Source organism: Flagellimonas crocea (assembly GCF_033441595.1).
Classification (GTDB): Bacteria; Bacteroidota; Bacteroidia; order Flavobacteriales; family Flavobacteriaceae; genus Flagellimonas; species Flagellimonas crocea.
In genome coordinates, this window is sequence record NZ_JAUZVX010000005.1 from 200,923 (window position 1) to 213,495 (window position 12,573).

Genomic DNA, 12,573 nt, shown 5'->3' on the forward strand with positions numbered 1-12,573 from the left:
TTTAAACACTGCTTATGGAAAATGCTTCTGCCCGTAATCTTTGGGGCGATTTTTTGGATGCCCATTTGGAATTTGCTTCTGAGGATGCACCCAAAGTCGTTCATTTTTGTGACAATGAAAAGGACGCAAATTTGTGTGCGGATCTTGTATGCAAAGAAACCAAAAGAGCTACCAGTCATTCCTTAAAAGGACTGCAACTACGCAATGAACCTTTGCCCAAGATCGGGGATTTTTATGTGGTCACGGATTGGCAAGGAAATGCCAAGTGTATTATCCGGACCACTGCGGTAAAATTGATTCCTTATTTTAGTATTCGGGAGGAGCATGCGCGTTTGGAGGGCGAGGGCGACAAGAGTCTTGCCCATTGGAAACAAACGCATTGGGACTACTATACCCGAGAACTTTCCAAACTAGGCGCCAAACCCACCGAGAGTATGATCATTGTTTTTGAGCAATTTGAAATGCTTTACAAAAAATAATGGCCGCCAATAGGCAGCCATCATTTCTTATTTCGGGATTTTGGATCAATCCATATCTATCCAAATGTTACCTTGCTTGTGCGATGCTACCGTACTTTCTATAAAGTTGAGCCCGCGGACCCCATCCAACATGGTCGGGAATTCCCCGCTATTGTATTCTTCGCCACGAATGGCCTTGGCTGCTCCCAAATAGATGTTGGCCATCGCATCAAAAATACCCTCTGGATGCCCTGGGGGCAATTTAGTGCCGTCCAAACTCAATTTTGAATTATATTCATGGCCCGGTTTGTACACCTGTAATGGCTCTGGATCGTTCAATTTGTAGAGATAGTTCGGGTTTTCCTGCTCCCACTTCAGACCTCCTTTTTCTCCATAAATGGCAATGGTAAGGTTGTTTTCTTCTCCTGTGGCCACTTGACTTGCCCTTATGACTCCTTTTACATTTTTATCCAAACGGATGAGGGCGGTACCGTCCATATCCATCACGTTGTCGTCGTACATGTAATTAAAATCACAGAGCAACGATTGCACTTGCAGGCCTGTCGTAAACTCGATCATGTTAAAAGCGTGTACGCCGATATCGCCCATACAAGAACTGATTCCCGCCTTTTTGGGATCTAGTCTCCAAACGGTTGCTCTTTTTTCTTTGTCGTGAATCACAGGATTCATCCAACCTTGATAGTACTGGGCGTCTACTTTATGTACTTTTCCTATAACCCCATCTTTGATCATTTCCCTCATTTGGCGAACCATTGGATAACCTGTATAGGTATGGGTTACCGCAAAGACGGTTCCTGCCTTTTTTAAGGTTTCCTGTAAAATCTTCGCCTCTTCATAGGTAGTGGTCATCGGTTTTTCGCAGATGACGTGAAAACCATTGTCCAACAGTTTTTTTGCCATTGGGAAATGTAGAAAGTTTGGCGTAAGAATGGAACACACCTGAATACGTTCATCTTCAGGAAGCTTCATCTCCTCTTCTACCAAAGTTTCAAAATCCTTGTATATACGGTTCGTGGGAATATCAATTTCTTTGGCGAAGGCTATACTTTCCTCATGGTCTGGATTGAATACAGCTCCTACTATTTCATAATTGTCGTTGATGAAAGAGGCGACTCTGTGCAATACCCCAATAAGGGAATCGCCACCTCCTCCAAGAATTCCAAGTCTAATCTTTTTTGGCATTTTCTATTATTTATTTTTGATTATACAACTTCTTCAGCACCATGGCCCTGTGGCACTCTTCTTTCTTCCAGTTTCTTTCGGAAGAGGAACAGTATGGCAAACAAAACAGCAACTGCCAGTGGGAAGAACATCATTTTTCCCAAAGTTGCCTTACCTGCCGTAAGCTCCGCTACCTGATCCGTAAGTCCAGAGGAAACGGCTGTTTCCTTGGCACTGTCCAACCATCCGCCGATCACAGGTTGCCAAATGGATGTGGAAAACATTCCTGCTCCCCCGACCAGTGACATGCCCAAAGCACCGGTTCTTGGAAGGTACTCCGAGGTAAAACCGATCATGGTTGGCCAAAAATAACAAACTCCCAAAGCAAAAAGAATGGCTGCAAGATAGATCATAGACCCTTCTGCAATGCTCATACTGTACACTGCTGCCGTTGTGATCACGGCGGACATTAACAGCACACCAATTGGATTGATCCTATGCACTATGGGTCCTGCAAAATATCGGCCAATGGCCATTATCCCGGTCACCATGGCCAATACCAGCATAGGGCTGGCCCCTGAATTGCCCAGGATACGCTCTACCCACTGCTGTGGGCCAAATTCAGAAATGGCGGTAAGCGTCATACAGATCATGATAAAGATGAACAACGGGTCTGCAAGACCTTTGATGTTCTTGGTGGTATCTGTTTCGATATGCTCGCTTTCTGGAAATTTCTGCTTGAAGAACATGTACCCATAAATAAAGGTAGGTATCAACATTACGCCGATCTGCAATTGCCATCCCATTCCGAAATCCGTCATGAATTTGGAGATAAGCGAACCGATCACGATTCCACCGGGGAACCAAACGTGGAACTTGTTCAGCATAGCAGTACGGTTCTTGGTGTACATATCCGCGATCATAGGGTTACAAGCTGCCTCTACAGAGCCATTGGCAAATCCGATAAAGAAGGTAGATATGATCAATGTCCAGAAGCCGCCGGCAACAATGGTGAGTACCAAACCAAGGAGGTGACAGATGAATGCCACAACCATTAATTTACGTGCCCCTATCTTATTGTACAGAAGTCCCCCAAAGATCATGGCCAACGGAAACCCAAAAAATGCCATACTGTTTATCCAACCCAACTGTTGATTGGAAAGTTCAAATTCTTCCCCTAACTGGGTCAATATTCCCGCCCTAATGGCAAAGGTCATGGAAGTAACGACAAGCGATATACAAGCCGCTATAAAAAGCTGGTTTTTGTTTACATTTTTCATGTTTGTATTAGTTGAATTTTGGTTGTGTTAAAATTTTCCAGTTCGTTTTTATGCTAAATCCTTTATGTTTTATATTCCACTTTTTCATCCTTAAATATAAGTGCGAACAATATGAAAACCACTGCTGCAAATCCTGCAGGGTACATCCATATTTCATCCCATGCATGGGTTCCGCCCTCCATGGTCAGGGCATCCGTTATTTGTCCTGCAATGCCAAAACCAATGAGCATCCCGACCCCATATGTTGCCAAGGTGATCAACCCTTGCGCGGCACTTTTATATTTTTCCCCTGCTTTGGTATCGGTATAAATTTGACCCGATACAAAGAAGAAGTCATAACAAATCCCGTGCAACGCTATTCCTATGATCAACATAAAGGACAGCTCGTCCGCATTGCCATAGGCAAACAATAGATAGCGAACGGTCCATGCCAACATTCCGACCAATATAGTTTTTTTAAATCCAAACTTGGTAAAAAAGAACGGCAGTGCAAGGATAAACAATGCTTCCGACACTTGGCCTATCGCCATTTTCCCGGTTGGGTTGGCAAGTCCTATTTCGGCCAGGAACGGATTGGCGTTCTGATAGTAGAACGCCAGTGGTATGCAAATCAAAACGGAAGATATAAAGAATACCAAAAAGTTCTTGTTTTTTAGGAGCTTCAATGCATCCAGCCCTAACATATCGGAAATTGTCACCTTCTCATTTTTGTCAATCGTCGGAGGGGTCTTTGGCAACGTAAAACTAAAAAGTCCCAGAACTGCCGAGGCTGCACCAGCCATTAAAAATGTGTTCTTCAGCATACCCTCTTTTAGACTTTCGGGCGAATCCCAAACGAATAAGTAACTGATTACAAGCCCTGCCACGATCCACCCTATGGTTCCGAACACGCGAATATTGGAAAACTCCTTGGCGGGATCTTTCATTTGCTTGAACGATATGGAGTTCACCAAGGCCAATGTGGGCATATACAAAATCATATATCCCAAAACGTAGGGATAGAACACCGTAAAATCTGTTGTTTGGTACATTTGGTACATTAAAAATGCACCGATGAGGTGCAGTATGCCCAAAATCCGTTCGGCATTAAAATATCTGTCCGCAATCAGCCCTATTATGAACGGAGCGATAATAGCTCCCCACGATTGTGTGGAGAACGCCATGGAAGACTGGCCGGCCGTTGCTTGCAGGTTATTGCCCAAAAATGTTCCCAAGGTAACAAACCATCCTCCCCAGATAAAAAACTCGAGGAACATCATAAAGGATAGTTGGAATTTGGTCTTGATCGTCATGTGAGGTTTTGGTTAATCGTGTACTATCTTTTGTAATGTACATAGTCCAGCGGTCGGGGTGCTATTCCGGAGTTTCGCAACTCCACCATAATTTGCCCGCGATGGTGCGTGGAATGGTTGATAATATGAAACAAAATGTCCTTTAATTGATTTGAGAAATTGTTTCCTTGACTATTCACGTACTCCACACGTTCTTCAAAAGTATCCGAATTGGAAACAATTTCAAAGGACGTTCGCTGGTTTTCGTAATGGATATCCTCCCATTGACTTAAAGGGTGCACGTCCCATACACCAAACTCCGTTGGCTCGCCCAGAATTCTTTGGTTCCAAATGTGATGGGCGTTGAGTATGTGACTAAAAAGTCCAATGCAGTTGTCCGGAACGTTTTCCAGGCCACTGCATTGTTCAATCATATTTTTGTTACAATAAAAATTGTAATCGAAGAGTTGGTGCAAAAATCCCTTCATCTATCCATCATTATTATTGCTTAAATGCTACTCCAATACTTTTTCCAAGAGTTGTTTTGTCGCCAATATGCCTTCTTCCTCACTTAGTTCGGAACCTTCATATTCCACGCCAACAAATCCTTCGTACCCAGATTCGAGAACAATATCCATCATTTTTGGGTAGTCTATAACAGTCTCGTACCCTTCTTCGTTAAAGTTGTATGATTTTGCGCTTACTCCCTTGGCGTATGGCATCAATTCCTTTACACCTTTATACTTGTCATATTCTTCCAAACATTTGGAAGAATAATAATCACCTGCTTCTCTTTTGATGCAAAAATTACCAAAATCTGGCAAGGTACCGCAATTGTCCATTCCCACTTTTTCCATCACCTCGGCCAACATTTCTGCATTGGAAGATGGTCCTCCATGGTTTTCCACAATGATATTGATGTTTTTGTCCTTGGCGTATGTGGCCAATTGGGTAAGTCCCGCTACGGAAGCAGGCATCCACACCTCGGGGTCCATGCTACCATTAAGGTTCACGCGAATGGAGTGACAGCCCAACGCTGCGGCAGCATCCACCCACTTGTAATGGTTCTCCACGGCTTCTTTTCTTTTTGCCTCATCAGGAACAGCAATATCTCCTTGACCATCCACCATGATCAGAAGATTTTTTAAACCATATTTTTCACTTTCTGCCTTGCTTTTTTCCACCCAGCTGTTCATGGCCTCTTCCGAAAAATCAGCCGCCTGCAATTCCTTATAATAAAGAGCGCTTACATATTCCAAGCCTTTAAAGCCCCATTCGTTTGCTTTTTCCGCAAAAGTGTACGGATCGGTTCCTTCTTCCAAAATCATTTTATGAATGGACCATTGTGCCAGTGAAAGTTTAATTTCCGGACCGGGCTCCTCTTGGACCATGGCCTCGGTCGTTTCTTCGGTAGACTCCTTTTTTGGACTCTGTTTACAGGAATAAAATCCCAAAAAAGCCACCGCAATCAAGGTGACAATACTTTTCTGTGCTAAACTACTTCTGCTCATATTTTTACGTTAGTTAATTTCGTGCGGAATCCAAAAACTACAACGTTATAGTGCTGAATTCTCAATAAACATAGGGATTAAATGTAGAAAATTAATTTAATAATTAATACATTTAGCAAATAAACAATCCGAATAAATGAGTAAATTTTATTACAATCAGGAGCAGGATTCCTATGATGCCATAGTGGTTGGCACGGGAATCAGCGGTGGTTGGGCTGCAAAAGAGTTGTGCGAAAACGGCCTCAAGACCTTGGTCTTGGAACGTGGACCCATGGTGAAACACCGTGAAGATTACCCAACAGCCAATATGGATGATTGGGATTTTCCTCATGCAGGGGCAGCTACCCGAGAAGACATCAAACAGCAGGAGAAACAGTCAAGGACCGGTTACACCACTGGAGCCGCATCCAAGCATTGGTTCGTGAACGATTTGATACATCCTTATAACGAGACCAAACGTTTCGACTGGATGAGGGGATACCATGTAGGTGGACGTTCCATTATGTGGGGACGCCATAGCTATCGCTGGAGCGATATCGATTTTTCAGCAAATAAAAACGAGGGCATTGCCGTGGATTGGCCAGTGCGCTATAAAGATATTGCCCCTTGGTACGATAAAGTGGAGAGCTACATCGGGGTTTCCGGGGAAAATCTGGGACTTCCACAATTGCCCGATGGACAGTTTGAACCTATGATGGAACTGAACTGCGTGGAAGGGCATGTGCGTGATAAAGTTGCCGAACATTTTGGCGGACGTGTCATAACCGCAGGAAGGGTTGCACACATCAACAGTGATAAGAAGTTTGAGGGCGATGGACGTGTTCGTTGCCAATTTAGAAACCGTTGTATTAGAGGATGTCCTTTCGGAGCATACTTTAGTAGCGTTTCTTCCACATTGCCCGCTGCCGAAGCTACAGGTAACATGACGCTTCGACCAGACTCCATTGTACACGAAGTCATTTATGATCCTGATACCAAAAAAGCAACAGGTGTCAAGGTAATCGATAGAGAGACCAAAGAAGAGTTCGAATTCAAGGCCAAAGTAATTTTCCTTTGTGCCTCTGCCATTGCATCCACTTCCATTTTAATGCAATCCAAATCGGACAGGTTCCCTAACGGACTTGGAAACGATTCAGGAGAATTGGGCCATAATGTAATGGACCACCATTTCTTGGTAGGTGCTTCAGGTAAGTTTGATGGCTATGAGGACAAATACTACAAGGGTAGAAAACCAAACGGAATCTATGTTCCAAGGTTTAGAAACCTAGGTGGTGATTCCGATATGAAAGATTTTAAACGCGGTTATGGATACCAAGGCGGGGCCAGCAGAGGCAATTATGAAGAATTGATCGCGGAAGCATCGTTCGGAAAAGAATACAAGGATATTATGATGACCCCTGGAGGCTGGACCATGAATATGCTCGCATTTGGTGAAATCCTGCCTTACCACGATAACAAGATGACCTTGGATTACGACAAGAAAGACCAATGGGGACTTCCCACGGTCACTTTCGATGCGGAAATCCGTGAGAACGAGATCAACATGAGAAAGGACATGCAAGATCAAGCGGTTCAAATGCTTGAAAAGGCAGGGGCAAAGGATATTACCCCTTACGACCGACCATATGCCCTTGGACTCGGAATACACGAAATGGGTACTGCCCGCATGGGACGCGACCCAAAGACTTCCGTTGTAAACGGCAACAACCAAGTACACGGATGTGAGAACGTTTATGTAACGGATGGTGCTTTTATGACATCTGCAAGTTGTGTAAACCCATCCTTGACCTATATGGCATTTACTGCAAGGGCTGCCAACCATGCCGCCCAAGAACTTAAAAAAGGAAATATATAATGGAAAGAAGATCAGCACTCAAAAATATGGGGTTGGCCTTCGGTTACGCCGTGGCCACACCAACACTGTTTTCCCTGCTTCAGAGCTGTAAAGGAAAACCTTCCTATGCCGAATGGACGCCAAGTTTCCTTAGCAAAGAGCAAGGTTATGCCTTGGCACAGACGGTGGATGTGATCCTTCCAAAAACAGAGACACCTTCTGCAACGGAAGTCAATGTCCACGTTTTTATTGATGCCTATTTGGACGAAGTGATGCCTTTGGAACAAAGGGATTTTGTTGTTATGAAAATGAACAATTTTTATGACAAGGTCCTTGCCGATTCCAAAAAAGAATCGTTGATGGATATTGAGGCCGAAGACATTGAGCCGGCATTGCGTACCTATCTTAAAAAACGTTCGGACGAGGAAGAGGAAGCACATTCCGAAGCCATCATGAACTATATGGAAGCCATTATGCAAGGTGGCGAAGGCAGTCTGGATGACGACATTGCCCGCTTCTCCTTTGCCAACGATCTTAGGGATTTGGCCACATGGGCCTACAAGGCCTCTGAATATGTTGGGGAGGAAGTATTGGAATATTTGCCCATCCCTGGCGAATATATAGCCTGTGGAGACCTTAACACACTTACCGGCGGAAAGGCCTGGTCCATTTAAGGCTTAATATACGTAAAGACAAAAACCTCCGATATCGGAGGTTTTTTTATATTCCATTTACAAAAATACCCCGGAATGTTCTGTTGTGGGGTGAACTTCTCCGAGGTATTAAATCAATAAACACTATCACACGTACTGAGCAAATCAGCACAAACCAGATGTACTGTTTGTTCGTTCCGAACGGCTTCCATCATCAAAGATTCAGGAACAGCCCTTTAATTTGTTCTTGAAAATACGTAGCAACAAAGATTTAAAATTGAACTCGCATTTTAAAATGTCGACCGAACAAACCGCCACAAAGTTTTTAACACAAACTGTTGAAATCTAGTGCAAGTAAGCAGATACTTATAGGTTTAACATAAAAAGGCCGGGCAGTGAATCACTGCCCGGCCTTACTTTTACGATGAACTGACCACGGTCAAACATTACCAAAGAGTACGGCCTCTTCAATCGAGCCATTGAAACCTTTATCGCTTTAGGTAGTTCCCCCGAAACCTAAAATCAAACCAGCTTCGACAAGACCGAAGATTTAATTGTGCAAGCGGTTTATACAATCAAATGATTGGTTGCTGTGGCCGTACAATTATTGGTAATATAAAATTTTAAAGAACCTATGGTTATTTTTTTGCAACTGCCTTATTCCATTCCGAACCTATTTCGGTGTTACTCTTCTCTAATACTGCAGCAAAAATCAAAGCAGCTATTAAAACAAAGAACAATATTGCGCACTTTCTCATTTTCTGGCTATTTCAATTATCCAATATTTTTGGACTCCCCGAAGATATGTAACAAACGAACGTTACTAAATGCTCTATGTATAAATTGCCCTCTTTTATGTATAATTGGTCTATCGGTTTTTTATGAAAAACAAAGAATTATGGGTCATTTTGATGGCCATGTGGGCTTTTTTCACGTAATTCTGCTTTTTATACCAGTTATACGTACTATATATCCATTAACACATAATTTCATGGCTATATAGAGAATAATTCTAAATTTGGTATAACCTATAATTTTGTATGCTAGAAGCTGTATTAGTTGACGACGAAATCAAGGCACTTCAAAGTTTAAGTTGGGAACTTACCAACCTTAGCGACGAAGTGGACATCATTGCATCCTTTACCGATGCGAGCGAAGCCTTGAGCTATCTGGAACAGAACACTCCGGATTGTTTGTTTTTGGATATAGAGATGCCGGCCATGGACGGTTTTCAGTTCATTAAAAAGCTCAAGAACAAAAACTTTCCCGTGGTCATCACCACTGCATACAACCAATATGCATTGCAAGCTCTTAAGAACGAGGCCATTGATTATCTTTTAAAGCCCATAGATTCCGACGACCTTGAGGAAACCATTTCCAAAATAAAGCGGTTCAACGCCAAAAACCTTACCGTAGAGCGATTGGAAAGGATTCTGCTCAACTTTAATGCAGAGTCCCAATGCAAAAAAATAACCATCAATACCGATGGCAAATTGGTATTCTTGAACAGTGACGATATCCTGTATGCGGAGTCGGACGGCAATTACAGCACCATTTTCTTAAAAGATGGACAAAAAATTCTACTTACCAAAAAACTTAAGGAAGTAAATGCACTCTTACCGGAAAGCAGCTTCTTTAGAATCCACAATTCTTACATTATCAATCTCAACAAGATAAAAGAGTTCCTTAAAACTGACGGATACGTAGTTTTGGAGTCCAATCATAAAATTCCTGTTTCCCGGCAAAAAAAATCCGATTTTTTGGATATGCTATAACCACAATGTTCCCGTGCCTATCGTAAAGTCCCAACAAATCGAAATCCCTTATCGAGTACAAAAGACTACTCCCCTCTTTTTATTGTTGTTTTTATTTTTTGGCGCCCTTAGTGCACAGGAAATACCCGAGGAATTCCAGGAAAAGGCAGAAACACTTGTGAAACTTCAGCCCCAGACCTACGAGCCCTTGGACGAGGAGCTGTCCGAAGAAAAAAGGGATACTGTTTTATTGAGATATTTTGCGACCATTAGCGAAGCAAACGACTATTTTGAGGGTCAGGCCTTTGCCCTTAACCAATTGGGAATGAAATACAGGAACGTTTCCCAATACGAAAAGGCGGTAGCTCTTCATGAAGAAGCTCTGGAAGCATCCGAAAAAGCCAACAACACAGATTTCAAAATTCTTAGCCTGAACATGCTGGGCGTCGTCTATCGGCGTACCGATGCCATTAAGACGGCATTGGACTACCACCAAAAAGCACTTGAGCTTGCTGAGCAGATTGAAAATCCATCCAACCACATCAAAAGAAGTATAAACGTTGCCCTAAACGGAATCGGTAACCTGTATCAAACGCTGGAACAATATGATTTGGCAATTCTCCAGTTCCGAAGGGCCCTCAAACTGGAAGAAGAGCTTGGCAACAAACTTGGACTGGCCATCAACCATCAAAATATTGGCCATTGTCTGGAAGAAAAAGGGGATTTGGAGGCTGCACTCGAAAACTATAGAAAATCCTTGGCCTATAACGAAGAGATTGATTCGGATATTGGTCGACTGATATGCAAGAACAGCCTTGCCCAGATTTACCTTAAACAGGACATGCCCTATCTTGCCCTTGTACTCTTGGAACCACTTATTGACGAATCCAAAAGAATAGGAGACCTTTCCATGGCTTCTGTAATTTACATCAATACGGGTTGGGCGCATACCAAATTGGGCAATTACAAAGAGGCGGAAGACCATATTATGGAAGGACTGCAAATGGCCCAAAACCGTAATATGCCAAGCAATATTCTGTATTCCTATGAGAAATTATCGGAACTGGAGAACAGCAGGGGAGATTTTAAGCAGGCGTATGAATATTACAAGAAAGCGGATGAATATGACAAACAGATATCAAGTGCCACCAACCTAAGGTACATGAACGATATTATTGTCAGGTATGAAAACGACAAAAAGAACAACCAGATCGCCGTACTGGCCAAGGAAAATGAAATCGTTCGCCTAAGGCTGAAGAAAAACCAGACCACATTGTTGGTCAGTGCCCTGATCGTAGGGCTTATCTCCTCCATACTTTACATTCTTTACCGCCAGTACCAAAGTAAGAATGAAAAAAGAGTGCTCACGTTGGAGCAGCAGATGCTCAGGAGCCAAATGAACCCTCACTTTTTGTTCAATTCCCTGAACTCCATCAAGCTCTACATCATCAACAACGAGCAAAAAAATGCGGTACATTACCTCAACAAATTTTCAAAATTGGTCCGAAAAATATTGGAGGCATCTTCACAAAAAGAAATTCCGCTATCGGAAGAATTGGGAACAATGGAGCTCTACATGAACATCGAGAACATCCGCTTTTCCAATGAAATCGATTTTAAAATTGAAGTGGAGGAAGGCATCAACATAGACAATATCAAAATTCCATCGTTGACCTTGCAGCCCTTTCTGGAAAACTCGCTTTGGCATGGCCTATCGCCGAAAGAAGGTGAAAAAAAAGTACAGATCAATGTAAAACATAAGGACAAGGGCCATGTAACCATTGAAATTGTGGACAATGGCGTGGGACGCACCATGGCTGAGGTCAACAAAGAAAACAGGGTGCTAAAGAGAAAATCCCTAGGCATACGCATCACCAAGGAAAGATTGGCGAATTTTGCCAAAGACTACCAAAACAAGTTTGAAGTGGATATTTTGGATTTGTTCGACGAGAACGGCGATCCGAACGGAACCAAAGTAGTCTTGGATATTCCTACGATCTAGTGGATTCCGCCGCTACTTCCTCCAGTTCCTTGTACCAAGCTTTGCCAAACTTTTTGATCAGGGCATCTTTCACGAATTTGTAGATGGGAACTTTTAATTCCTCACCAAGGGCGCAAGCGGGATCACAGATTTCCCATTTGTGATAGTTGACCGCCGTAAACTCGGAATATTCCCGGGTGCGAACCGGGTACAGGTAGCATGAAATTGGTTTTTTCCATTTGGTGGCACCGGCTTCATAAGCGGCCTCTAGCCCACATTTGGCTATGCCCCTGTCCGAAAAAATCACGTAGGCACATTCGTTGTTGTTTACCAAGGGGGTTTCCCACTCACCATCTTCCCCTTTTACAAATACCCCATGTTCCTCAATGGCCTCGACTCCTTCGGGACGCAAAAAGGGTTTTACATCTTCATAAATATTCAACAGCTTGTCCGTTTCGGAGTCCTCCAAAGGAGCTCCGTACTCCCCGCCCACACAACAGGCGCCTTTGCATGCATTTAAATTGCAGACAAAATCGTTTTGTAATATCTCTTCGGACACGATGGTTTTTCCTATCTGGAACATACGAATACCCTAGTTTTTGGACAAAGGTAATCCAAAAGCAAAAAATTGATGATTTCTAAACATTTT

At 43.0% G+C, this 12,573-nt stretch carries 11 protein-coding genes; 5 read left to right on the top strand and 6 right to left on the bottom strand.

Annotation, left to right across the window (positions count from 1 at the left end; genetic code table 11):
* The first annotated feature begins 14 nt into the window (after positions 1–14).
* Positions 15–479 (top strand): ASCH domain-containing protein, encoded by a 465-nt coding sequence (locus tag SD449_RS17240; protein WP_318312343.1) that lies wholly within the window; start codon positions 15–17, stop codon positions 477–479.
* A 45-nt stretch (positions 480–524) separates the two neighbouring features.
* On the opposite strand, the gene SD449_RS17245 is transcribed toward SD449_RS17240, so the two are convergent.
* The 5 genes from SD449_RS17245 to SD449_RS17265 all read right to left on the bottom strand — a co-directional run bounded on the left by SD449_RS17245 (position 525) and on the right by SD449_RS17265 (position 5,702).
* Entirely contained in the window at positions 525–1,661 is a 1,137-nt protein-coding gene (locus SD449_RS17245) for a Gfo/Idh/MocA family protein (protein WP_318312345.1), read from the bottom strand.
* A gap of 20 nt (positions 1,662–1,681) precedes the next feature.
* The gene (locus SD449_RS17250) at positions 1,682–2,920 is read right to left on the bottom strand and encodes an MFS transporter (protein WP_318312347.1); all 1,239 of its coding nucleotides are present in this window, start codon (positions 2,918–2,920) and stop codon (positions 1,682–1,684) included.
* Between the two features lie 62 nt (positions 2,921–2,982).
* Positions 2,983–4,212 carry a nucleoside permease gene (locus SD449_RS17255; RefSeq protein ID WP_318312349.1) on the bottom strand — a complete coding sequence of 410 codons (1,230 nt, stop codon included), beginning with the start codon at positions 4,210–4,212 and terminating at the stop codon, positions 2,983–2,985.
* Between the two features lie 23 nt (positions 4,213–4,235).
* Positions 4,236–4,625, bottom strand: a complete 390-nt coding sequence (locus tag SD449_RS17260) for a DinB family protein (RefSeq protein WP_318312351.1) — start codon at positions 4,623–4,625, stop codon at positions 4,236–4,238.
* A gap of 81 nt (positions 4,626–4,706) precedes the next feature.
* A complete protein-coding gene (locus SD449_RS17265; RefSeq protein WP_318312352.1) occupies positions 4,707–5,702 on the bottom strand; it encodes a sugar phosphate isomerase/epimerase family protein in 996 nt (331 codons plus the stop codon).
* 136 nt (positions 5,703–5,838) lie between these two features.
* Between SD449_RS17265 and SD449_RS17270 the strand changes: the two genes are divergently transcribed.
* The 4 genes from SD449_RS17270 (at position 5,839) to SD449_RS17285 (ending at position 11,945) form a co-directional block, all read left to right on the top strand.
* Positions 5,839–7,557, top strand: coding sequence for a GMC family oxidoreductase (locus SD449_RS17270; RefSeq protein ID WP_318312353.1), 1,719 nt, complete (start codon positions 5,839–5,841; stop codon positions 7,555–7,557).
* A complete protein-coding gene (locus SD449_RS17275; RefSeq protein WP_318312355.1) occupies positions 7,557–8,210 on the top strand; it encodes a gluconate 2-dehydrogenase subunit 3 family protein in 654 nt (217 codons plus the stop codon). Before SD449_RS17270 ends, SD449_RS17275 begins: the two co-directional genes overlap by 1 nt.
* A gap of 1,019 nt (positions 8,211–9,229) precedes the next feature.
* Entirely contained in the window at positions 9,230–9,964 is a 735-nt protein-coding gene (locus SD449_RS17280) for a LytR/AlgR family response regulator transcription factor (protein ID WP_318312357.1), read from the top strand.
* Between the two features lie 13 nt (positions 9,965–9,977).
* The gene (locus SD449_RS17285) at positions 9,978–11,945 is read left to right on the top strand and encodes a tetratricopeptide repeat-containing sensor histidine kinase (RefSeq protein WP_318312358.1); all 1,968 of its coding nucleotides are present in this window, start codon (positions 9,978–9,980) and stop codon (positions 11,943–11,945) included.
* Here SD449_RS17285 and SD449_RS17290 read toward each other — a convergent pair.
* Entirely contained in the window at positions 11,935–12,507 is a 573-nt protein-coding gene (locus SD449_RS17290; RefSeq protein WP_318312359.1) for a DUF3109 family protein, read from the bottom strand. The two genes, SD449_RS17285 and SD449_RS17290, sit on opposite strands and share 11 nt — an antisense overlap.
* Between the last annotated feature and the right edge of the window lie 66 nt (positions 12,508–12,573).